The 21,772-nt window shown below is 69.1% G+C and carries 24 protein-coding genes and 1 tRNA gene; 8 read left to right on the top strand and 17 right to left on the bottom strand.

All coding sequences use genetic code 11. The annotated features are described in order from the left end of the window. From VEC03_RS12320 to VEC03_RS12305, 4 genes are all read left to right on the top strand, one after another. On the top strand, nt 1-1,022 hold a 1,022-nt coding region (locus VEC03_RS12320; protein ID WP_324915589.1), incomplete at its 5' end, for a sensor histidine kinase. A gap of 34 nt (nt 1,023-1,056) precedes the next feature. Beyond that, complete coding sequence (locus VEC03_RS12315) at nt 1,057-1,770, top strand: response regulator (RefSeq protein ID WP_324915587.1); 714 nt, start codon at nt 1,057-1,059, stop codon at nt 1,768-1,770. Nucleotides 1,771-1,789: 19 nt separating this feature from the next. Continuing rightward, a tRNA-Phe gene (locus tag VEC03_RS12310) sits at nt 1,790-1,865 on the top strand. Nucleotides 1,866-1,871: 6 nt separating this feature from the next. Continuing rightward, nucleotides 1,872-2,741, top strand: a complete 870-nt coding sequence (locus VEC03_RS12305) for a hypothetical protein (protein WP_324915585.1) — start codon at nt 1,872-1,874, stop codon at nt 2,739-2,741. Between the two features lies 1 nt (nt 2,742). On the opposite strand, the gene VEC03_RS12300 is transcribed toward VEC03_RS12305, so the two are convergent. After that, nucleotides 2,743-3,168, bottom strand: coding sequence for a tyrosine-type recombinase/integrase (locus tag VEC03_RS12300; protein ID WP_324915583.1), 426 nt, complete (start codon nt 3,166-3,168; stop codon nt 2,743-2,745). 794 nt (nt 3,169-3,962) lie between these two features. On the opposite strand from VEC03_RS12300, the gene VEC03_RS12295 reads away from it, so the two are divergent. Then, the gene (locus tag VEC03_RS12295; RefSeq protein WP_324915581.1) at nt 3,963-4,442 is read left to right on the top strand and encodes a hypothetical protein; all 480 of its coding nucleotides are present in this window, start codon (nt 3,963-3,965) and stop codon (nt 4,440-4,442) included. Between the two features lie 261 nt (nt 4,443-4,703). Here the strand turns inward: VEC03_RS12295 and VEC03_RS12290 are convergent, their stop codons facing one another. The 3 genes from VEC03_RS12290 to VEC03_RS12280 all read right to left on the bottom strand — a co-directional run bounded on the left by VEC03_RS12290 (nt 4,704) and on the right by VEC03_RS12280 (nt 7,303). Continuing rightward, nucleotides 4,704-5,255 carry a hypothetical protein gene (locus VEC03_RS12290; RefSeq protein ID WP_324915579.1) on the bottom strand — a complete coding sequence of 184 codons (552 nt, stop codon included), beginning with the start codon at nt 5,253-5,255 and terminating at the stop codon, nt 4,704-4,706. Nucleotides 5,256-5,348: 93 nt separating this feature from the next. Next, the gene (locus tag VEC03_RS12285; protein ID WP_324915577.1) at nt 5,349-6,341 is read right to left on the bottom strand and encodes a phosphopantetheine-binding protein; all 993 of its coding nucleotides are present in this window, start codon (nt 6,339-6,341) and stop codon (nt 5,349-5,351) included. Next, entirely contained in the window at nt 6,338-7,303 is a 966-nt protein-coding gene (locus tag VEC03_RS12280) for a radical SAM/SPASM domain-containing protein (RefSeq protein WP_324915575.1), read from the bottom strand. Before VEC03_RS12280 ends, VEC03_RS12285 begins: the two co-directional genes overlap by 4 nt. 518 nt (nt 7,304-7,821) lie before the next feature. Between VEC03_RS12280 and VEC03_RS12275 the strand changes: the two genes are divergently transcribed. After that, nucleotides 7,822-8,040 carry a hypothetical protein gene (locus VEC03_RS12275; RefSeq protein ID WP_324915574.1) on the top strand — a complete coding sequence of 73 codons (219 nt, stop codon included), beginning with the start codon at nt 7,822-7,824 and terminating at the stop codon, nt 8,038-8,040. Nucleotides 8,041-8,287: 247 nt separating this feature from the next. On the opposite strand, the gene VEC03_RS12270 is transcribed toward VEC03_RS12275, so the two are convergent. Genes VEC03_RS12270 through VEC03_RS12240 form a run of 7 tightly spaced genes read right to left on the bottom strand, consistent with a single transcriptional unit; the run spans nt 8,288 to nt 13,260 of the window. After that, nucleotides 8,288-8,896 carry a hypothetical protein gene (locus VEC03_RS12270; protein ID WP_324915572.1) on the bottom strand — a complete coding sequence of 203 codons (609 nt, stop codon included), beginning with the start codon at nt 8,894-8,896 and terminating at the stop codon, nt 8,288-8,290. Beyond that, nucleotides 8,896-9,528 carry an SCO family protein gene (locus VEC03_RS12265; RefSeq protein ID WP_324915570.1) on the bottom strand — a complete coding sequence of 211 codons (633 nt, stop codon included), beginning with the start codon at nt 9,526-9,528 and terminating at the stop codon, nt 8,896-8,898. The genes VEC03_RS12270 and VEC03_RS12265 overlap by 1 nt, the downstream gene beginning before the upstream one ends. Next, nucleotides 9,528-9,983 (bottom strand): Rrf2 family transcriptional regulator, encoded by a 456-nt coding sequence (locus VEC03_RS12260; protein WP_324915568.1) that lies wholly within the window; start codon nt 9,981-9,983, stop codon nt 9,528-9,530. The genes VEC03_RS12265 and VEC03_RS12260 overlap by 1 nt, the downstream gene beginning before the upstream one ends. A 16-nt stretch (nt 9,984-9,999) precedes the next feature. Further along, nucleotides 10,000-10,599 (bottom strand): cytochrome c, encoded by a 600-nt coding sequence (locus VEC03_RS12255; RefSeq protein ID WP_324915566.1) that lies wholly within the window; start codon nt 10,597-10,599, stop codon nt 10,000-10,002. 18 nt (nt 10,600-10,617) lie between these two features. Then, nucleotides 10,618-11,229 (bottom strand): cbb3-type cytochrome c oxidase subunit II, encoded by a 612-nt coding sequence (locus VEC03_RS12250; RefSeq protein ID WP_324915564.1) that lies wholly within the window; start codon nt 11,227-11,229, stop codon nt 10,618-10,620. After that, on the bottom strand, nt 11,219-12,865 hold the full coding sequence (locus VEC03_RS12245) for a cbb3-type cytochrome c oxidase subunit I (RefSeq protein WP_324915562.1): 1,647 nt from the start codon (nt 12,863-12,865) through the stop codon (nt 11,219-11,221). The genes VEC03_RS12250 and VEC03_RS12245 overlap by 11 nt, the downstream gene beginning before the upstream one ends. Continuing rightward, nucleotides 12,865-13,260 (bottom strand): group III truncated hemoglobin, encoded by a 396-nt coding sequence (locus tag VEC03_RS12240; protein WP_324915561.1) that lies wholly within the window; start codon nt 13,258-13,260, stop codon nt 12,865-12,867. Before VEC03_RS12240 ends, VEC03_RS12245 begins: the two co-directional genes overlap by 1 nt. 267 nt (nt 13,261-13,527) lie before the next feature. Here VEC03_RS12240 and VEC03_RS12235 point away from each other — a divergent pair, with 267 nt between their 5' ends. Continuing rightward, nucleotides 13,528-14,286, top strand: coding sequence for a hypothetical protein (locus VEC03_RS12235; RefSeq protein ID WP_324915559.1), 759 nt, complete (start codon nt 13,528-13,530; stop codon nt 14,284-14,286). A gap of 28 nt (nt 14,287-14,314) precedes the next feature. Here the strand turns inward: VEC03_RS12235 and VEC03_RS12230 are convergent, their stop codons facing one another. Beyond that, nucleotides 14,315-15,220: an EamA family transporter gene (locus VEC03_RS12230; protein WP_414708490.1), complete on the bottom strand. Its 906-nt coding sequence runs from the start codon at nt 15,218-15,220 to the stop codon at nt 14,315-14,317. A gap of 174 nt (nt 15,221-15,394) precedes the next feature. Between VEC03_RS12230 and VEC03_RS12225 the strand changes: the two genes are divergently transcribed. Next, nucleotides 15,395-15,640 (top strand): hypothetical protein, encoded by a 246-nt coding sequence (locus VEC03_RS12225; protein ID WP_324915557.1) that lies wholly within the window; start codon nt 15,395-15,397, stop codon nt 15,638-15,640. 6 nt (nt 15,641-15,646) lie between these two features. On the opposite strand, the gene VEC03_RS12220 is transcribed toward VEC03_RS12225, so the two are convergent. Genes VEC03_RS12220 through gspL form a run of 5 tightly spaced genes read right to left on the bottom strand, consistent with a single transcriptional unit; the run spans nt 15,647 to nt 21,743 of the window. Beyond that, nucleotides 15,647-17,041, bottom strand: coding sequence for a GspE/PulE family protein (locus tag VEC03_RS12220; protein ID WP_324915555.1), 1,395 nt, complete (start codon nt 17,039-17,041; stop codon nt 15,647-15,649). Beyond that, the gene (gene gspD / locus VEC03_RS12215; protein ID WP_414708489.1) at nt 17,041-19,239 is read right to left on the bottom strand and encodes a type II secretion system secretin GspD; all 2,199 of its coding nucleotides are present in this window, start codon (nt 19,237-19,239) and stop codon (nt 17,041-17,043) included. The genes VEC03_RS12220 and gspD overlap by 1 nt, the downstream gene beginning before the upstream one ends. 5 nt (nt 19,240-19,244) lie before the next feature. Beyond that, nucleotides 19,245-20,039 carry a type II secretion system protein N gene (gene gspN / locus VEC03_RS12210; protein ID WP_324915553.1) on the bottom strand — a complete coding sequence of 265 codons (795 nt, stop codon included), beginning with the start codon at nt 20,037-20,039 and terminating at the stop codon, nt 19,245-19,247. A gap of 16 nt (nt 20,040-20,055) precedes the next feature. After that, nucleotides 20,056-20,538, bottom strand: coding sequence for a type II secretion system protein GspM (gene gspM / locus VEC03_RS12205; RefSeq protein ID WP_324915551.1), 483 nt, complete (start codon nt 20,536-20,538; stop codon nt 20,056-20,058). After that, entirely contained in the window at nt 20,535-21,743 is a 1,209-nt protein-coding gene (gspL, locus tag VEC03_RS12200; protein WP_324915550.1) for a type II secretion system protein GspL, read from the bottom strand. The genes gspM and gspL overlap by 4 nt, the downstream gene beginning before the upstream one ends. Between the last annotated feature and the right edge of the window lie 29 nt (nt 21,744-21,772).

The following is a 21,772-nucleotide window of genomic DNA, read 5'->3' as shown; positions in this document are numbered from 1 at the left end:
ACCCCGGCGCCGCCCGCATCCTGCGCGTGCCGCTGGCCGCGCACGAGGGCCGGCCGCTGGCGCAGGTGGAGGGCCTGGAGGCCTTCGGCGCCGCGGTGCAGGCGCAGTTCGACGACTTCATCAACGAGCGCCGCCAGCACGGCCTGGACCACTGGCAGCAGTCGTTCGAGCTGAACCCCGCCTCCGCGGTGTCGCCCTCGCAGGGCAATGCCATCACGCTGGTGGCGCGCGGCGCCGAGATGCCTTCGGACGTGCCGGACCACTCGGCGCGGCTGCTGGTGTTCGACGACATTTCCGAGATCGTGTCGGCGCAGCGCGCGCAGGCCTGGGGCGAGGTGGCGCGCCGGCTGGCCCACGAGATCAAGAACCCGCTGACGCCGATCCAGCTGTCGGCCGAGCGGCTGGCGCACAAGCTGGGCAACAAGGTGGGCGAGCCGGAGCGGGCCGTGCTGCACAAGTCGGTGCAGACCATCGTCGACCAGGTCGACGCGATGAAGCGGCTGGTCAACGAGTTCCGCGACTACGCGCGCCTGCCGGCCGCCGAGCTCAAGCCGCTGGACCTGAACGGGCTGCTGGGCGACGTGCTGCACCTGTACGTGCGGGAGGGCGAAGCCGGTGTGGGCGCCCACGTGCCGGTGCGCGCCGAGCTGGACCCGGCCTGCCCACCCATCCTGGGCGACGCGCAGCAGCTGCGCCAGGTGATCCACAACCTGCTGCAGAACGCGCAGGACGCCACCGAAGGGGCGGCGCACCGGGACGTGCTGGTGCGCACGCAGTGGAACGCCGCCAACCGGCGCGTCAGGCTGGTGGTGCAGGACAGCGGCGCCGGCTTCCCCGAATACATCCTCAAGCGCGCGTTCGAGCCCTACGTCACGACCAAGGACAAGGGCACTGGCCTGGGCCTGGCGGTGGTCAAGAAGATCGCCGACGAACACGGCGCCCGAATCGATGTGAAGAACCGGGTGGAGGACGGCGCGGTCGTGGGGGCCCAAGTCTCGCTATCATTCACAGTTGCAGCGTGACAACACTTCTTGAGGCGCTGCGCTAGAAAGCAACATGGCAAACATATTGGTGGTCGACGACGAACTGGGGATCCGGGACCTGCTGTCGGAGATCCTGAACGACGAAGGCCACACGGTGGAGCTGGCGCAGAACGCGGCGCAGGCGCGCTCCGCCCGCGCCGCCGCCCGGCCCGACCTGGTGCTGCTGGACATCTGGATGCCGGACACCGACGGCGTCACCCTGCTCAAGGAGTGGTCGAGCACCGGGCAGCTGACCATGCCCGTGATCATGATGAGCGGCCACGCCACCATCGAGACCGCGGTCGAGGCCACCAAGATCGGCGCCCAATCCTTCCTGGAAAAGCCGATCACGCTGCAGAAGCTGCTCAAGGCGGTGGAAGCGGCGCTGTCGCGCGAGACGGGCAGCAACGGCGGCCCGGCGCTGCGCCCCAAACCGGGCCCCGGCTACGTGTCGCCGCCGTCGGCCTCGCTGGTCGAACTGACGGTGGAAGCCGCCATGACCGGCGGCCAGACCCTGCCGGCCCCGGTCGAGATGGGCCCGCAGGCGCGCCAGACCTTTGAGCTGGACAAGCCGCTGCGCGACGCGCGCGACGAGTTCGAGAAAAGCTACTTCGAGTTCCACCTGGCCAAGGAAGGCGGCTCCATGACCCGCGTGGCCGAGAAGACCGGTCTGGAACGCACCCACCTGTACCGCAAGCTCAAGCAGCTCGGCGTGGACCTCTCCCGCGGAAAGCGCTCCGGGGGCTAGGCTATAATCGCCGGCTCACGGCCCGGTAGCTCAGTTGGTAGAGCAGCGGATTGAAAATCCGCGTGTCGGTGGTTCGATTCCGCCCCAGGCCACCAGTCTTCATGCGCCCCAGCGCCCGATACGGGTTCTGGGGCGTTTCTACAATCCGCGACAGTTTTCTACAACTCGGGGGCGCGCATATGCCGGTCGGGCACTTCAGCAGGATTGCGACAATCGCTTGGCTGTTGTTCTTTAGCCTCACCATCGTCAGTGCGCAGACCACTCCGGCCAGGACTCCGCCGTCTGCGTTAGAGCCTAAGGGGACCCAGGATCTAGGGCTGCAGGTTGAGATCCTGCGAGCGCAAAACGCCGAAATCCGTTCTTTCAATGACCGCATCCTTTCCACGGTGTGGGGCGCACTTGGAGTCATCGGTGGCGTTACGGTGCTACTGGTCGGCTATTCCTGGTTCTCAAGCAAGCGCTCATTTGAGAACGACAGGGATGCTCTGGCGAAGGATTTATCGGGGGAAGTGAAAAAGCTCGAAGGCGAACTGGTAGGGCGGATCGAGGTGGAGATCGGCGCGATGAAGAAGGGTCTGGACCCCCTCGTTGCGGAGAAGTCGAAGGTAATCAAGGCATCGCTGAACTCGAAGATCGAGGATCTCGAACAGCGGGTGATTGATCTGCAAATAGCGCATGTGGAGCGCGAGTTTGAAGAAGCGAAGAAGGCGGGCTATTTCGGTTCTGCAATGCGCTGTGCGACAAAGTATCTCGAGCTTGCTCACGAAGAGAAGTACCACCTTTACTTGGATGACGGTTTAGCGATGATGGCTGATATCGTCGGAGCTATCGAGGCTGTACCGAAGGGTGCGTACAACCACACGACAGACCCAGGGACGGTGGAAGATGCCATAAAGGCCATCGAGAAGTCCACGCATCACAAGGCCGTTGGAGCGAAGTTGCGGGACAGGCTCTTAGCGCTCCCAGTGTGACCTATCGGAGAGGTTTAACGCGCTCACCAATGCGCGTCCGTACATAGTGCTCAGTCATATCACGGTTCCGATGTGCCAGCAGCTTCTGCGAGTGCGCCAAGTCACCGGTATCCGTTGCCGCTTTCGCCCGTAGGTCGCGAAACTGGAAGCTAACGCCTGCTGCCTGCCGGGCCTTATCGAACCTTGACCTTAGTGCGCCCTGCGTCAGCGGTTGGCCATCTTCGTCCTGAATAAGAAACGCGCTGATCGCGCGGCGCGGGCGTGCGTTGATCCGTTCGAGCGTGGCGGCCAATTCGCCAGTTACCTCCATGCCGATGCGCGCCCTCATCTTATTCTGCACTACCCAGAGCGCGCCATCCCTGAGGTCAGTGCGTTTCAGCTTGAGGACGTCGGCGCGCCTTTGACCCGTGATAAGGGCGAGGTCCATGGCGTCCGCCACCGTAGGATGCGCGTGAGCCTTGACCCTGGCGAATTCCTCGTCAGTTACGTAGCGGTCGCGACCGGATTCCCGGAAGCCCTTAACCCCTTGGCAGGGATTCTGAGCGGCCGTATAGCCCCATTCGCGAGCCTTGTGAAGATGTGAGAGAAAAGCGCCTTCTCCCGGTTCGCGCGGACGTTGGCCACTTGACCGCGGATGTCCATGTACTACCGGATATGCATGGGCAAGATCGCATCCAATCGGCATGTGACCGAACACCCGGTGAGTCCGCCGTAGCCATGGATGCGAGCTCCTTTCGGGAATGCCTGTAACGGGCCGGTCTTGGAGAGGTACTTCATGAGATAGCCGATGGGCGCTCGCCCAATCACGGTCTGGCTCATGTCGTGTGGCCACCAGCCGCCTCGTTGCACCGAGAGCTCGTGCCACTTGGCACAGGCCCACCGTGCGCTTTAGGCGGTACCTTCTATCCTCGCGTCCTGCGTGATGGAGAAAGCGCTGCGAGAGCGATTCGGGTCACGGTTTGCCGCAGTCGCTCCAGGGTGCGTCGGCAAATGCACCTGCCGTGTGGTCCGCACTTGCTAAAGGCGATGACCCAGACGATCCTTTTCCCGTCTCGGTATGCCGGTTGGGTAAGGCATACATCGTGTGCGCAGGAGTTCGATCCTATGCGGCTTCAACTTGGGAGCTTCGCTCGTCACGCAGAGTCGTTATGAACGCGACGCTTTGTGGCCTCACGGCTAAGGTGGCAGCGCTAGCATTGCGGAAAGAACGGAGGGGGAGCAATGCAAAGTGATTCGCGGCCGGCTTGGTTGGAGGAGAGGCGAAAGCCAGAACTGGATGTCTGGAAGATCGCAGTTGGCGTCGCCACTGGGATTTTGGTCGCTAGCGTCATCGGCTACTTCGTCCGGCTTGCCATGATCAATCATGCGCTGGGCGAGTTCACCAAGACGACGTCGAACATCGTCCGGGATATGAATCTGCAGACCGCGCGTCAGCAGGAGCGGCTGGAGCGAGCCAAGGAGGCAGCCATACAGCGGGAAGCTGCACGTAGAGCCGAAGAAGCCGCGAAACAGCGCGCGCATGAAGCGGCAATCCGGCACGCGCAAGAGCTCCAACTTGCCAACGATGAGGCTTGGAACAGGTACTACCGAAAGCCGGCCTTTTGTGAGAACGCAGAAGGGCAAGCGTTCGTAGACTGCGCGAATCACCACATCAAGGCCAAACGCCGGTTTGAAGAGTTGTGGACGGCCGGCAAGCTGTAGCAGCTAGCGGGGATGACTAGTCTGCGAAGTTCGGCATAGAGGAATGCAGCAGTTCCCTCCACCTGGTGGCGAGTGCTTGAACCAGAATCGCTTCGGACTGACCGCGCCGGGGCGAGCCTCTGGGGCGATCACGCTTGCCCAGATCGTCGGTTCCTGGTTGACGGACTAAAGTCTCCAAGCCCGGTTCGAGCTGCGCCAGCGTTGCGCGGACGACTCATAAAAGGTTCGGTTCGACGCTCGGTGGACCGCCGGGCCCGCGCGCTACAGCCGCGCGCACTGGTCCTCCTTGTTCCCCTCCACGCGGTTGCCGCCGCCCGTGGGCGCCAGCCGGTTCGACTTGCACTGCAGGTTGCCGCCGACCGTGTTGTTGCGCACATGGAGTTTCCCGCGGTTGTCGAACAGCTGGATGTCGCCGTCCACCCGCGTCGCCTGCACCTGGACCGCGCCCCCTTGCTTCGCCTGGAGGTTGCCGCCGATCTCGGAATTGGCGGTGACGGCGACGCTTCCGGCGTTCTCGGCCTGGACATTCCCTTCCACGCTGACACCGCTCGCCACCAGCCGAGCGCCGGATCCGACCTTCACGTTTCCGTCCACGCGGGTGCCCTGGAGGCGGCAGGCGCGACCCTTGCGAACGACCACGTCACCGTCGATCGCGTCGGCGCCGATCGTTCCGTCGCAGACGCGGTCTCCGGCATGTGCCGAAGAGAGAAGGCCCAGCACAAGAAGGCCGGCAGTGGTGATGGCGTGTACACGCATGGCCCGGGCGTCCAGCGTGCCATTCTCCGCAAGGTCCGCCGCAGAACGACTCAGCATCGAACGCGGGCCGTAACGGATTGCGATCGGACGGGGCCGATACCTGTGGAAATCAGCGATAAGCAGCGCGGCATCGCGCTGGAAGTCGCTCCCTTACCGCCAGCGCCGCATCGCTGCCCGCTGCCGGGCCTGACCCAGGGCCGTGTTGCTTCCGCCGCCACCATAGTGCGCGGCCAGCGCGGCGACCGTCGGGTAGCGGAACACGTCCAGCGCCTCGGCCGCGACCCCGCAGCGCTCGCCGAGCCGGCGGCTCAGCTGGATCGCCTTGAGCGAGGTGCCGCCCAGGTCGAAGAAGTTGCTGCCGCGCGGTACCTCGGTGAGCGACAGCACCTCGCGCATGGCTGCGGCAATGGTCGACTCGAGCGTCGTGCTGTTCCCGATCGGGCCGGCTGCCGCCAGGGGCGTGCCGCCCACGGGCACCTGGACGGCTTCGGCCATCGTGTCCGGCCTGGACGCCTGCACCACCGTGCCCGGCACGCCGAGCACCGTCGCGCCGGCCGGCACGTCGGCGACCACCAGCGTGTTGGCGGCAATGGTGGCGCCGGCGCCGATGCGCAGGTCGGGGAGGATGCTGGCGTTCGAGCCCACGTAGACGCCGTCTTCCAGCACCACGCGGGCGTTGATGACCGCATTCGGTGCCACCACGCAGCCTTGGCCGACCCGGCAGCCATGGCCGACCACGGCACCCAGCAGTACCACGCTCGACCGTCCCAACGAAGCGCCGGCGCCTACGGTCGCGTGCTCGTAGAGGCAGGTCTCGCTGGCGAGCTGCACGCCGATCAGGTCCACGCCGGGGTGCACCAGCGACGCGAAGGGGATGCCGAAGCCGGCGATTCGTTCGCGCGCGCGGGCGCGGCCCGCAGTGGTGCGGGTGACCAGGTTCACGACTTCGTCCAGCCCCGGATCGGCTGCGCGCAGCAACTCGAACGAGCCGGCCACCGGCAGGTCCAGGCGCATGCTGCCGTGCTGGCCGGTGTCGTCGTCGAGCAGCACGATGCGACGCCAGCGTTCGGTCGCGCGGTTGACCTGAAGAGCCAGCCGGATGCCCTCGCCGTTGCCCACGCCGCACAGGTAGAGCGTTCTCATCGGGCTTCCACCGCATTCAGCCCTTGCCAGGTGGGTTCGACCGGGACCACTGCGGCTTCCGGCCGCACCCGTTCGGCGGCGCCGGTCATCCAGTCGGTGCACTTGTGGCAGCGTTCCGGCAGCTCGCCGAACCGGCGCTCCAGGTGCAGCTCTCGATAGCGGCCGAGTCGGGCCCACAGGTTGGCGAGGCTGTCGTCCCACGCGTTGCCGGCACCTTCCTCGCATTCGGTGTCGCCGGGGCAGCGCGGCACCCGGCCGTCCCAGAACACGTGCATCATGGTCACGGCCCAAGGGCAGGGAATGCGCTCGTCGTTGGAGATGCCCAGGCCGGTCTCGAACTGGCCGCCCCAGCTGAGCTGGCGCCGTACCTTCACGACCGCATTGCGCGCCAGCCAGTGGGCCTTGTAGGCATCGACCTCGTGGGCGTTGTCTTCCATGGTGATGAACTGCACCTGGATGGCCAGCTTGGAGCCGGTCGCGTCGCGCCGGGCCAGCAGGCGCTCCACGTTGCGATAGACGACGTCGCGGTCGGCCTTGACCCGGTACTTCTCGAACGAGGCCTTGGAGAAGCCGTCGACGCCGAAGACGATGAGGTGGGCGCCCGAACCGAGGACGGCATCGTCGAGATCGGGCGTGAGCAACATGCCGTTGGTGTTGATGTTCAGCGACTCCAGGCCCACCGACCGGCCGTAGTCCAGGCACCTGAGCAGCAGTTCCGGCTCCAGCAGGGGCTCGCCGCAGAACGAGAACCAGCATTCGGTCCGGGGCGAGACGGCCGCGATCTCGTCGGCGCACTTGCGCCACAGCTCGAAGGGCATGGTGCCCTTGGCCCGCTTCATGGACGGGTGATGGCACATCGAGCAGGCGAGGTTGCATTCGGCGCAGATCTCGACGGCGAATTTCCGGGGGAAGGCGAACTTGCCGAGCGTGGCGGCGAGGGTCTCGAGTTCGACAGGAGGCATGTGCATCTCCATGAAAAGGTGGAAGGTGACGCCCTGGTGCCGGAGGACCTGCCTGTCCATCCCGGCGCGTGAATCAGGCTAAGCAATTCGTCGATCGCGGTGGGCTCATGGCAGGCCGCTTTCGAGCCGGTTGTTTGATCTCCATCAGCGATTCGTCGCATGGAGCGGACGCACAACCCAGCAGTGAGAACTCATGGGCAAGTGCGCGTGCCATCGATGGGTTTCGGTGATCGGTGGCGATTTCAGACGGAACGCACCGGGGTCTCCGGCGCGCCTTCGTCGCTGCACGGCGATGGCCGAGCGCCGCAACAAAAATCCGCAGGCAATGCCGAATGGCGCTGAGCGCCGCAGGGTGCGGAGACGTCGAACGTGGCGCCAGCCAGGCAGCATGCGGGGCACGCCCGCGCAGGTTGGCAGGACTCTCGTACAGATGCACACCAATGCGCGCGGCGCAGCTTGCGCATGGCCCGCGGCGCGCCTACACCTGCGGCCCGTTTTCTCCTTGCCGGAGCTGCACCATGGCCGAACACGTTCCTTGCTGGCTGGCACTGTCTTCGTTCATCGTGGCGACTGCCGCATGCACCGACGATCCCGGGGCGGAGCGTGCGCAGGCCCTCGACGCGGGACGGATCGCGAGTGCGCTCGTGGCGCCACCAGCCGAGTTGGCCCTGGTCTACCTGCAGTTCGACGCGGAGAAGGCGCGGGCGACGATCGTGGACCTGCCGGAGCAGTTCTGAGCCGGAGGGCGGCGTGCCACCGTCGAGTGGCTCCGGCTCCCGATGCCGCCCTTGCTAACCCGGCTTTCCTTTGCTCACCACGTTGCACGCAGGGAGGTGCTGGCCGGACCCGGCAGCGACGCGCACAATGCAGCAGGACTCTCCCGTACGCACCATGAACCGGTTCTGGGCGCGTTTCACGCCGCTGCTGCTGGATTCGGAGCCGCTGGCCGCCGGCATTGCCGGGGTCCTGCTGCTGGCGATCTGGCTATTCGGCGGCTGACGCAGGCATCTGCGGCTCGGCCTGCCGGGCCAGAACGCGCGTGGCCATGACCAGCCACGCGGTGGCCACGACGACGCAGGCCACGATCAGTCCCTGGCCGACGCGGATCTGGTCGTCCAGCAGGTAGGCGTTGCAGACGCGCAGCGGCGAGTCGATGAAGAGCGAGCCCGCCATCGCCGTCATCGGCAGCATGTTCCCCAGGAAGAAGAACTGCCCCAGCAGGCCCGCCCTGTTCCACGACAGGCGCAATGCCGCGCCGGTGGCCAGCAACGCCAGCCACTTGGCGACCTCGAAGCGCAGGTCCACCAGCGCCAGGTCCAGCAGGCGCGGGATCATCAGCAGCGACAGCAGCAGGGCCGCCGCCAGCAGGCCGGTCAGGCCGTGCGCGTTCCAGCGCTGCAACTTCTCTGCAACGGACGGCTGCAGCCCGCCGGCCAGCACATGGCCCGCCAGCACGAGCAGCGGAAACTGCAGCAGCATGTGCAGGCTCATGCTCGCTTCCAGCAGCCCGCGCAGGGGCGGGCTCGCGAGCACGGCCAGCAGGCCGATCGCCGCGAGTTGCGGCCATGGCCGCTGAAGCCTGCGACGCGCCATCACAGCTGCCCCTGCGCGGCCAGGTACCGCGCGTAGTCCAGCGCCATCTGCTGCTCCGCCAGGTCGAAGATGCGCACCAGCCGGCCTTGCGCATCGACCACCAGCAGCGCGCCGTTGTGCTGGAAGTCGCCCCGGCCGTCCGGCACCACCACCACCTGGAACAGGTCCAGCAGGCGCTGCATGTCCGATGCGTCCGGCACGCGCACGAAGCGCCACAGCGCAGGATCGGCCTTCATGAGCGTCGTCGCGTACCAGCGCAGGCGCTCCACCGTGTCGCGCCGGGGATCGAAAGTGATGGACAGCAGGCGCACGCCGGCGTCATCCGGCTCGGCCAGCAGCGCCGCCTGCATCTGCTGGAAGGTGTTGCCCAGCGCCAGGCACAGGCTCTCGCAGTGGGTGTAGACGAAGTCGACGATGGTGACGTGGCCGTTGCCCGCCAGCAGCTGGCGCAGGTCGCGCTCGGCGACCTGCGGTCCTTCGATCGCCATGGCCGGCGCCGCGATGGGCTGCTGCACCACCTCCAGCCGCCGGGCGCCTTCGGCGGTCCAGACCTGGAAGCCGTGCGTGAGCCAGCTGGCGCCCCAGCCGGCGCCCAGCGCCAGCATGGCGCAGGCGATGGCGGTGCGCAGCATCAGGCGGCTCCGGCCTTCACGGGCGGGTGCAGGAGGACGGGCCGGGGCGCGCCCGGTTCCGGCGGCAGCACGTCGGCCAGCGTGTGCGAGTCCAGGTGATCCATGAACCGGTGCAGCGCGCCATCCATGATGCCGGTGAGCTGGCAATGGCCCGTGAGCGAGCAGGTGTTCCCGGTCGAGAAGCACTCGACGATGAAGAAGTCGGGCTCCATGGTCCGCACCACGTCGCCCAGCCGGATCTGCTCCGGCGGACGGGCCAGCCGGATGCCGCCGCCCTTGCCGCGCGTGGTCTCCAGCCATCCGGCCAGCGCGAGCTGGTGGGTGATCTTCATCAGGTGCGTCTCGGAGATCTGGTAGGCGGCGGCGACCTCGGCGATGTGGCAGCGCCGTTCGGGATGCTGCGCCACGTAGATCAGCAGGCGCACGGCGTAGTCGGTCATGTGCGCGAGCCGCATGGCGCTGCCTCGACGATCAGTTGCCGCCGGCGGCCAGCGTCTTCAGCTCGGCGTCGCCGTTGAACGGCTTGTCGCGCACCACCGCCTTGCGCTCAGCAGCCACCAGCTCGGCGTCGACCGGCTCGGCCTTGTTCGACCAGCTGGCCCGCACGTAGCTGGCCACGGCGGCCAGCTCCGCATCGCCGAGCTGTGCGAAGGACGGCATGGCGCCCTTGTAGGTCGCGCCCTTGACCGTCAGTTCGCCGGTCACGCCGTGCAGCAGGATGTTGGCCAGCACGCGCGGCTCGCCGGTGACCCATTCGGATCCGTCCAGCGGCGGGAACACGTTGGGCAGTCCGGCGCCGGTGGCCTGGTGGCAGGCCACGCAGTTGGCCGTGTAGACCTGCTTGCCGTCGACGGCGGCACCGACGGGCGGGCCCGACAGGTCGGCCACGGTGCGCTGGTCGCCCAGCGCGGGCGCACCGAACGGCTCCGAGAACAGGATGTAGCCGGCACCGGCCAGCACCATGGCCAGCGTGATGCCGGCCACGATCAGGGGGATCGGCTGGCTGCGCTCGGTGGGTTCGGCTTCTTCGCGCAGCTGCGCCGGGGTGGGCGGGGGGGCTTGGGTCGCCATGCGATGCCTCCTTCGATTTCAGCGCCCGGCCGTCTTGGCCGGGGCGGGCAGCACCGGGTAGGTGTGGTCCAGGCCCTGCATGTACTTCACCAGGTCCAGCGCCTCGGGCGTGGGCACCACCACCTGGCCGACCTGCGGTCCGTAGCCGGGCGGCAGCGTGATCGGCTGGTCGCCCTCGCGCTTGGCCTCCTCCTCGTCCTTGATGCGGAACAGGTAGGGGTAGGCCGGCATGATGGAGTCCTTCACGTACGCGCGCGGCTGGTACAGGTGGCCCAGGTGCCAGTCCTTGCTGGGCTGGCGGGCGCCGATGTTGAACAGGTCGGGGCCGGTGCGCATGCTGCCCAGCAGGTGCGGCTTGTCGTAGACGTAGTCGCCCGGCACCGAGGCGCGGCCCCAGCCGCGCTCGAAGTCGGGTGCCAGCGAGCGGTCGCGCGGCTGCTGGCTGTGGCAGTAGACGCAGCCGTTCGCGATGTAGACCTCGCGGCCGCGCAACTGCGCGTCGGTATAGGGCTTGAGCTTGGGCGGCGGGGTGATGTCGCGCGCCTGCACGTAGGGCAGCACCACCAGGGCCGCTGTGGCGACGCCCAGGGCCACCATCGCGCCGGCGGCGAGCTTGACTTCATTTTCCATACACGGGTTCCAGGTGGTGGCGGGCGCCGAACAGCGCGGCGCCGGTGCGCATCGGGCCGAAGCGCAGCGCCATCGCCATGAAGTGGCCGACGAAGACCAGGTGCGACAGCACCAGCAGGCCGCCGCCGATGGATCGCCACTGCAGGTAGGGGATGGTGAGGGTCACCGACTCCATGAAGGCGCGCGCCGGATCCAGCATGGCGGTGCCCTGCATCCAGCCGCCGATGGTCAGCGACGTGAAGTAGATGCCGATGCCGATGGCCGACAACCAGAAGTGCACCGTGATCAGCTTCGGGAACGGCCACTCCCAGTTCAGCACGCGCGGCATCATGAAGTAGATCGCGCCGAACAGCACCATGCTGACGAAGCCGTAGGCGCCCAGGTGCGCGTGGCCGACGGTGTAGTGGGTGAAGTGGGCGACCGCGTTGACGCTGCGCAGCGCCTCCATCGAGCCCTGCAGCGAGGACGCCATGTACATCAGCCCGCCGAACATCATGAAGCGCAGCGTCGGCGACCAGCGCCCCAGGTGCATGCGTCCCTGCAGCGTCAGGCCCATGTTGATGGTGAAGGCGATCACCGGGATCACCATCATCAGGCTCTGCACGATGGACAGCGTGATCAGCCAGCCCGGCACCGGGCCGCCGATCAGGTGGTGGCCGCCGACCTGGCCGTAGAAGAAGGCCAGCGTCCAGAAGCCCAGGATCGACAGGTTGTACGAGCGCACCGGCCGGCCGATGATCTTGGGCAGGAAGTAGTAGATCGCGCCCACGCTGACCGGCGTGAACCACAGGCCCAGCACGTTGTGGCCGAACCACCAGTTCATGGTCGCCTGCTGCACGCCGGTGTGCACGCCCGGCAGCTTGGCCACCAGGTACAGCAACGTGATCCACAGCAGGCCGGCCACCATGTACCAGGCGCTGACGTACAGGTGCTCGGTCTTGCGGTTCACCAGCGTGTAGAGCACCGGCAGGATGATCATCACGAAGCCGGCCACGATGAACAGGCCGACCTGCCAGGGGATCTCCAGGTACTCCATGCCGTCGCTCCAGCCGGCGGCGATGGCGCCGACGCCGGCGGCGATGCCGGTGTTGATCAGCGCGCCGCCCAGCAGGGTCCAGACTGCGCCGTGCAGGTGGGTGCGCAGCAGGCGCGGCAGCAGCCACAGGATCATGCCGATGGCGGCATTGGTGATCCAGCCGTACAGCACGGCCTGCAGGTGGACGGTGCGGATGCGGCCGAAGGTGAGCCAGGGCTGCTGCACCAGCCAGTCGGGTGCGTGCAGCTTGATCGATGCGGTCAGGCCCGCCATGGAGCCCAGCAGCAGCCAGAAGCAGGCGAAGGCCGCGAACATGAAGACCGGGAAGGCGGTCGACTGGTCGGCCACCACCCGCGCCTGCAGGTCGGTGGGATCGGTGTGCGGCAGCGGCTCCGGATGGGCCGCCTGTTGCAGTTCGCGCTGGCCTTCCTCGCGCAGCGCCGGGTCGTCCACCCGGCCGACCTCGCCGCGCGCAAAGATCACCGACGCGGCCGTCGGGTTCTCCACCAGCAGGCCCTTGCGCAGCGACCAGATGAAGACGAACAGTCCGATGATGGACAGCAGGAAGGCCCCGAGCAGGCTGATGACGGCGCTGTCCATCACGCGAGCCCCTCGGCCACGTCCATGCCGCGGCTGATCCGCCAGCCGTACCACAGGCTGTCGGCAATCCGGTGCGCGAGCAGATCGGCGCGCGCCTTCATGGCCGGGTTGCCCAGCGCGGCGGTGGTGCTGCCGAACAGCGCCAGCCAGCGCTGGAACAGGCCTTCGTTCAGGTCGGGTAGCGCCACGTGCTTGGGCATGGGGGTGCCGCGGAAGCGCGCGGTGCCGCGCAGCGCCGAGGACCAGAAATCGACCATCCTGGCCAGGTGCGGGTCCCAGTCGCGGATGTGGGCGTCGAACACGGGCCCGAGTTCGGGGTCCTGCCGGACCTGGGCGTAGAAGCCGTGGACCAGGCGGTGCACCTCTTCCTCGGTGCAGAGATCGGGAGTGGGCATATACGGGTTTCCTCGGGGGTGCATTTTAAGATTCGTCAAACATTCATCTTCTAAGAGCCACCCCTCCAAGCGCGGGCATTCGGGGCATTCGGGATATTCCGGGCGCCGCTGGCACCCGGGGCCGGGTTGCGGTAGTCGCGCGTGCGCGCCCGAACAGGCCGGAGCGGGAGCATTGAAGAACGCCTACGGACGGCGCTAGCGCCCGCCTACTTCCGGGTGCCCGGGATCCTGAGACCGTGGCAGGCTGAGTCGCAGCGGGAGGCTGGCATGGAGCAGGTTCGGGCGGCACGGCGGCGCCGCTGGGCGGATGCCGGCGCGCCGGGGCCCGGTGGGCCGTGGAGCATGGGCGATCGCTGGCCCCTGCTCGTGTCCGTGCTGGCGGACGAACAGTCCGAACTCCTGCGCGCGATCCAGGCCTGCGACCTCCAGGCGCTCCAGGGCGGGGAGGCGCTCCAGGCGCTGCGCGCCGCCTGTGAGCGCGTGCAGCGCACGACCCGGCGCGCCCAGCAGATCGCGCGCCTGGCCAGCGGCCGCGTGCGCCAGTTCCGCGAGCGCATCGACCTGGCCGACCTGGTGCTCGCGGTGCTGGCCGACCTCGGCATCCCCTCCGGCTCCGGCGGACCGGTGTCCGAACTGGACCTGCAGCCGGCCGAGGCGTTCATCGATCCAGCGGTTGCCTACACCGTGGTCGAGTGCCTGCTGGGCTGGCTGCTGGTGCACGGCCGCGAACTCACCCTGCAGACGGTGCCGGGCCGGGGCGCCGGCGGGCCGGTGCTGACGGCCAGCATCGAGCGGACGGCCCCACCGCCGGCCGCTTCGGGCCTGCCACGGCGCCGCCGGCTGGACGACGGGCTCGAGTTGCTGCTGCTGCAGCAGGCGGTATGGGCGAACGGGCTGACGCTGCGCGTGCTGGCCGGCCGCGACATCACGGCCCGCGTTGGCTTTCCCCCGCCGGCTGCGGGGGCCCACGACTTCGGCCGGCTCGAGATGCGGGCGCCGGAACCGGGCACCGACGGGATCGGCTGAAGGCGCGGGTCCGGGACCGGGCTCTGCTTCAGCGAACGGGATCGCCAGCCGCCGGGGCAGCCGCCGCGGCCGAACGCGGCCACCACAGGTTGATCGCCAGCCCGCCGATCACCAGCGCGGCCGCGACCAGCTTCCAGGCCGGGAGCGGCTCGCCCAGCCAGATCGCGGAAGCGCCCATGCCGAACACCGGGATCAGCAGCGCCAGCGGCGTCACGGTGGCCGCCGGGTAGCGCGAGAGCAGCCAGTTCCAGGCGGCATAGCCGAACAGCGAATTGGCCCAGGACTGCCAGGCCACGGCCACCCACACGCCCGGCGTGGCCTGCCGCACCCCGGCCACCATGGCATCCCAGCCTTCCAGGGCCAGCGACAGCAGGAACAGCACCGGCACCGCGAACGCGGACGACCAGACCACGTAGGCCACCATGTTGATGCTGCCGGCGCGCTTGGTCAGGATGTTGCCGCCGGCCCAGGTGGCGGCCGCGCCCAGCACCAGCAGCAGGCCGCCGACCGTGGTGCTCGCATCCGTGTGCCAGCCCACCACGGCCAGCCCGGCCGCCGACACGAGCACGGCCACGAGCTGGAATGTCTGCAGCCGCTCGCCGGTCAGCCACATGGCCAGCCCGATGGTGAAGAACACCTGGGTCTGCACCACCAGCGAAGCCAGCCCGGGCGAGATGTGGCCGTTCATGGCGATGTAGAGCAGCCCGAACTGGCCGGCGCCGATCAGCAGCCCGTAGCCGGCCAGGTTGGACAGCGCCACCCGCGGTCGAGGCAGGAAGAGGAAGGCCGGCACCAGGGCCAGCGAGAAGCGCAGCGTGGCCAGCAGCAGCGGCGGCAGCGCATCCAGCGCCTCGCGGATCACGACGAAGTTGGTGCCCCAGACCGCGACGACGGCGAGCGCGAGCAGCGCGTGGGCGGGAGAGATGCGGGACATCGCCGCACAGCATACGGCCTGGGCCCGACCGCATTGATGCAAGGTGCGAGGCGCATTGATGCGCCTGGCCGAGCCACTGTCGGCCTGTGCTGACAGGAATGCGGGCCCAGGGCCGATGCCCGCGGGCGCCGCCCCGTCCAGCATGAAGGCGGAGACCATGAACAGGAGGACGCCATGCCCGCCGACACCACCCCAGACCCGCGCGACATGGAGCGCGCACCCGCCGAGCAGCGGATCCCGCAGGCCCGGGAAAAACCGGCCGCGGGCTCGCTGGACCAGTCCGAGGTCGCGCGCCGTCCGCCCTTGCCGGAACACCCGCGCGTCATGGCGGCCGACGTCGTCGAGGATCCCACGGCCGCGCCGGAGGATGCCGTCAAGCCCTCGCCGGGCGAGAGCGACAGCGAACTCAATCGCGGGTGAGGGCCCTCAGTCGCGGGTGACGCGCAGCACTTCTTCCGGCGAGGTGATGCCCTCGCGCACCAGCCGCTCGCCGTCCTCCCGCATCTGCGTCATGCCGGCGGCCATCGCCGCCTCGCGGATCTGCGCTTCCGGCGCCCGGTTGTGGATCAGGGCCCGGATCGCATCGTCGGCCAGCATCAGCTCGAACACGCCGGTGCGGCCCTGGTAGCCGCTCTGCCCGCACTCGCCGCAGCCGCGGCCCTGGCAGTGCGGGCACAGCTTGCGTACCAGCCGCTGCGCCAGCACGCCCAGCAGCGAGGAACTGAGCAGGAAGGGTTCCACGCCCATGTCGGTCAGCCGCGTCACCGCGCTGGGCGCGTCGTTGGTGTGCAGCGTGGCCAGCACCAGGTGGCCGGTGAGCGAAGCCTGGATCGCGATCTGCGCGGTCTCGTAGTCGCGGATCTCGCCGATCATGATCACGTCCGGGTCCTGGCGCAGGATGGCCCGCAGCGCCTTGGCGAAGTCGAGGTCGATCTTGGCGTTGACCTGGGTCTGCCCGATGCCCGGCAGCTCGTACTCGATCGGGTCCTCCACCGTCATGATGTTGCTGCTGGCCGCGTCCAGCCGCGACAGCGCCGCATAGAGGGTGGTGGTCTTGCCCGATCCAGTGGGGCCGGTCACCAGGATGATGCCGTGCGGCTGGCCGATCAGGCCCAGGAAGCGCTGCAGCGTGTCGCCGGTCATGCCCACCGACTCGAGGCTGAGCTTGCTCTCGCTCTTGTCCAGCAGGCGCAGCACGGCGCGCTCGCCGTGCGCGCTGGGCAGGGTGGACACGCGAACGTCCACCGCGCGGGTGCCGATGCGCAGCGAGATGCGACCGTCCTGCGGCAGCCGCTTCTCGGCGATGTCCAGGTCGGCCATGATCTTCAGGCGCGAGATCAGCGCCGCGTGCAGCGCGCGATTGGGCTGCACTACCTCGCGCAGCGTGCCGTCGACCCGGAAGCGCACCGACGAGTGGCGCTCGTAGGGCTCGATGTGGATGTCGCTGGCGCCGTCGCGCGCCGCCTGCGTCAGCAGCGCATTGAGCATGCGGATGATGGGCGCGTCGTCGCTGGTCTCCAGCAGGTCCTCCACTGCCGGCAGCTCCTGCATCATGCGCGAGAGGTCGGCGTCGTTCTGCACTTCGCTGACCACCGTGGCCGCGCTCGACTCGCCCTGTGCGTAGGCGGCTGTGATGCGCTGGGCCAGCGCGGTCGGGTCCAGCTGCTGCAGCGCGCGCACCGGGTACTTGCGCATCACTTCGCTCCAGGCGCCGGGCGCCGGGGCGGCGCCGTGCCACAGGGTCAGCGCCTGGCCGTCGTCCTCCAGCAGCAGCTGCTGCGCGCGGGCGAAGCTGTAGGGCAGCGGGTAGCGGGAGGGCATCAGCGGGCCGGAGCGGTGGCAGGTTCAGGGGCTGGGGCGAGCGGCGCCGGTGCCGGTGCAGGCGCCACCGGCACCGGCGTGCCGGGCGGAACGGCATCGGCGGGGCCGAAGCTGGCGGGCGCGGCCGCAGGCACGCGCGCGGCCGGCACCGGCAGCACCGGACCGGCGTTGACCGGCACCACGATGCTGGGCTTGGGCTGCGCGGCCTCCTGCTTCAGTCGCATGAGGTCGTAGCGGTCCAGCGAGAGTTCGTCGGACTGGGCGGCGTCGCGCACCACCACCGGGCGCAGGAACACCATCAGGTTGGTCTTGCGGCGCGAGCGCGTCTCGCTGCGGAACAGGTTGCCGACCACCGGCACGTCGCCCAGGCCGGGCACCTTTTCCTGGTTGCCCGCGTACTCGTCCTGCAGCAGGCCGCCCAGCACCACGATGGCACCGTCGTCCACCAGTACGTTGGACTCGATCGAGCGCTTGTTGGTGATCAGGCCGGTGGGCGAGTTGATCGAGGCCGGCTGCACGCTGGAGGTCTCCTGGAAGATCTGCAGCTTGACGGTGCCGTTCTCGCTGATCTGCGGCCGCACGCGCAGCGTGAGGCCCACGTCCTTGCGCTCGATGGTCTGGAACGGGTTGACCGAGCCGTTGGTGGCGCCGGTGTTGGTGAACTGCCCGGTCACGAACGGCACGTTCTGGCCGATCACGATGCGGGCCTCCTCGTTGTCCAGGGTCAGCAGGTTGGGCGTGGACAGGATGTTGGCGTCGGCGTTGGTCTCCAGGAAGCGCGCCAGCGCGCCCAGCACGTAGGTGCCGCCGATGTTGCGCAGCACGCCCAGGTTGATGCCGGTGGAGGGCGCGCTCAGGTTGCCGGTGGCGGCACCGAGCTGCAGGTTGATGATGTTGGCCCCGCCAGTGCCGAAGTTGGTGCCCAGCAGGCCGATGTTCTTGTCGCCGCGGTTGCCGAACGCGTTCTGCCACTGGATGCCGAACTCGGCCGCCTTGTCGGCATTCACCTCGGCGATCAGGCTTTCGACGTAGACCTGGGCGCGGCGGGAGTCGAGCTGCTCGATGACCGCGCGCAGTTGCCGGTACTGTGGCTCGGACGCAGTGATGATCAGCGAGTTGGTGGCGGGGTCGGCCTGGATCTGGCCGCCGGTGGAGGGCTCGGCCAGGGGCTGGGCGGCGGCGGTGGCCGGATTCGTCCCGGCCGTGGTGCCCGCCGCGGTGGTCGCGGATGCGGACCCGCTGACCATGGACACCGGCGTGGTGCCGCCCGTGGCCGCCTGGCCGCCGGTCGCCGTGCCGGCCAGGGCCGCCCGCAGCGTGGTGGCCAGCCGGACCGCTTCGGCATTCTTCAGGTAGACCACGTGGATGTTGCCGCCGGGACTCTGGGAGCCGGGCTGGTCCAGCCGCTCGATGATGCTGCGCACCAGGTTCATGCGCGCCGGATTGGCCGCGCGCACGATCAGGCTGTTGCTGCGCACCTCCGGGATGACGGTGGTGCGGAAGGAGGTGTCGGCCTGGCCTTGCGCCGCGGCCGGCACCGGGCCGGCGCCGCCGCTGTCGACCAGCCGCTGCACCACCGGGGCCAGGTCGGGCGCCAGCGCGTGCTGCAGCGTGATGACCTCGACGCCGGTGGCATTCGGGATATCCAGCGCCGAGACGATGCGGCCGATGCGCTGCAGGTTGTCCGCGTAGTCGGTGATCACCAGCGAGTTGTTGCCGGGGTTCACGTTGATCGTGTTGTTGGGGCTGATCAGCGGTCGCAGGATGGGCACCAGGTTGTTCGCCGTCTCGTGGTTCAGCCGGAAGATCTGGGTGACGATCTGGGCGCCGCCCGGGGGCGAGCCGATGGAGACCGTGCCGGCCTGCAGCTTGGCGTCGGCCTCCGGCACCACCTTGAGCAGCCCGCCCGACTCCACCACCGTATAGCCCGACAGGCGCAGGGTGGACACGAACTGGTTGAACGCCGTCTGCGGCGGCACCGGCCGCTCGGTGGACAGTGACATCGTGCCCTTGACCCGCGGATCCACCACGATGTTGCGCCCGGTGATCGCGGCCATGGTGCGTGCCACGGCGTCGATCTCGGCGTTCACGAAGTTCAGCGTCACCGGTTCGCGGGCGCGCTGTGCATGCACGGCAGCGCCGCCAGCGGCCAGCATCACGAAGGCGGCAAGGGTGGCCAGGGCTCGGTGGAGGTTCATGATGGTCAGCCTAGGGTGATGATGGAACGGGCGCCGTCGCGCCGGCCGATGATGTTCAGCAGGTTGGACAGGGCCGCTTCGCGTTCGGGTTCGGCGCTGGCCTCGCCGGTGAAGCGCAGCTTCGAGGCGACCCACTGGCCGTTGCCCGACAGGCGCAGCGGCCCGTCCAGCGTCGACAGCCGCAGCGCGGGCACGTCGCCCCCGGTCAGCGCCAGCTTATAGCTGCCCATGGGCCGCAGCGTGGTCAGGCGCGAGGCGACGCGCTCGGCCGTCAGGACCGCCTGGCCGGCCACGGACAGCCGGCCTTCGGCCCATTGCAGCAGCAGCGATTCGGTCCGCAGGTCCAGCTGGCCTTCCAGTTGCAGCGTGTTCCAGGGCGTTCCCAGTCCGGTGAGCAGCGAGGCGGGCCACTGCGAGCGGCCGTCGGCCACCCGCAGCGTGCGGGCGTTCCAGCCGAAGCGCCAGTCCAGTGCCAGCGGCTCGGGCGTGCAGCATTCAGTGGTCAGCACCACGTGGGCACCGGTCGCGGCGGGGCGCAGCCGCCATTGCAGGCGCGAGGGCAGGGCGGCGGCATCGCTGCTGCCCGGCCCGCCGGTGAGCACCATCCGCGCCGAGCCGTTCCAGATCGTGCCGCGGGCGTCCTGCAGCAACACCTGGCCGCCGGTGGCACCGGCCACCCGCGCCGCGAGCCACTGTGCCGGCGCGAACAGCAGCAGCGCGAACACGAGGCCGAGCAACAGGCCGCCGCCGGCCCAGCGCCAAGGCGCTGCGGGGGCGGAAGCCAGTCGGTTGCGTGCCACCCGTGCCCGCCCTCTCTCAGCGCGGAGGCAGGGCCAGCACCAGGGTGCCGTCCCAGCCCCCGGCGGCGGTGCGGGTCAGGCGCGCCTCGTTGGGAATGGCCCGGGCGTTGACCCGGGCCTGTGACAGCCAGGCGGCGAGCGCGTCGGCCGGGGTACCCGTGAGTGTCAGCGTGACGCGGTCGCCGGCCACCACCATGCGCGCCGTCGTGCCCAGCCGCTCGCGCACCGAGGATTCCAGCAGGCGCAGCGATTCGTCGTAGCCCTGCTTGGGCTGGGCCTTGAGCGCCTGGGCCTGCTGCTGCAGCGTGCGCATGTGGGCCAGCTGCGCGTCGACTTCGCGGTGCTGTGCCGCCGACGAGCGCGCGACCGACAGGGCCGGCGCGACCGCGAGCCCCCAGACGAGCGCCAGCACGAGCAGCGTCGCGGCGCCGGCGATCAGCAGCTTCTCGCGCGGAGCCAGCGGCTCCCACACGGCACGCCACTGCGCGGGCAGCTTCATGGCTGCGCCTCCGGTCGCACCACCAGCGCATCGCCCTGCCAGGCGGCGACGTAACCACGGCCGCGCAGGCTCTCCATGAGGGGCCGCGCTTCGGCTTCGTTCGCGGCCACGCCGCGGAGCCGCAGTTCGCTGCCGTTGTAGTCCAGGCCGGTGGCCACGCGGCCGGCCGGGGCCGCCGAAGCCACGGCTCCCAGCAGCGATTCGAGGTTGCGCGCGGAAGGGGCGCCGGTGAGCTGTCGCAGTGCCGCGACCTCTCGTTCCATCTGTACCGGAGCGTCGACCACCGCGCGCACGTGCGGAAAGGTCTGGGTGAGGATGGAGCGGGCGGTATCGCGCTTGTCGGCCAGCGCGGCGCGCTCCTTCCACGCCCAGGCGTTCAGGCCGACCAGCTGCACGGCCACCAGCAGCGCGGCGCCCCATCGCGCCGGTCGCCATTGCGGTGCGCGTCCCAGCTCGGCCCAGGCGGCGGAGAGTTTCTTGAAGGTGCGGGTGCGGCCGGTACTGGCGAACTCCAGCTGCGCCAGGTCCCAGCGGCTGCGCGCCGCCGCCAGCCAGCGCTCGGCCGGCTGCTGCAGCTGCGGCGTGTGCTGCAGCAACTGCTCGGCCTGTGCCGCCACCGCCGGTTCGGACACCAGGGGCGCGGACTCGGGCAACGAGGGCAGCAGCGCCAGCGACGTGGCCGCCAGCGGCAGCAGGAAAACGCCGTCGGCGCCGGCGCAGACGAGGCGCGCATTCTCGGGCTCGCCCAGGGCGTACAGCGCCGTCTCGCCTTCGGGCGCGAACTCGGGCACCACGCGCGTGGCCGGCCGCTGGATGGATTCGAACACCTGCAGTGCCTGGCGCAGCCAGGCGCGATCGCACACCGCGACCCAGGAGGGCGCGCCGGCGACCGGCGCCGGTTCCAGTGCGAAGTGGAGGTTCTCGGGTTCGTCCAGCAGGCGCTCCTCGAGCACGCCTTCCAGCACCGCGCGCAGCCGCGGTGAACGGGTGCCCGCGCCCTTGGGCAGTTCGACTCGGTGCCACGACAGCGCGGTGGCGGGGGCAAGCAGCACCACTTCGCTGCCGGCGCCGCTGGCCGGCGGCAGCAGCGAGGCCTGCGCGACGCCGTGGCGGGCAATGCCGCGGCCGTCCGGCGACAGCACGTATGCGAGCTCGGTCTGCGCCGTGACAGGCGATGCCGGAAGCAGGACGTAGAGCGAGCTCATGGGAGTAGACGATTGTAGGGAGCGCAGCA

The sequence above is a fragment of the Ramlibacter sp. genome, assembly GCF_035627355.1.
Lineage (GTDB): Bacteria > Pseudomonadota > Gammaproteobacteria > Burkholderiales > Burkholderiaceae_C > Ramlibacter.
The sequence above is the reverse complement of the archived record's forward strand: the minus strand, read 5'-3'. Positions and strand labels throughout refer to the sequence as shown.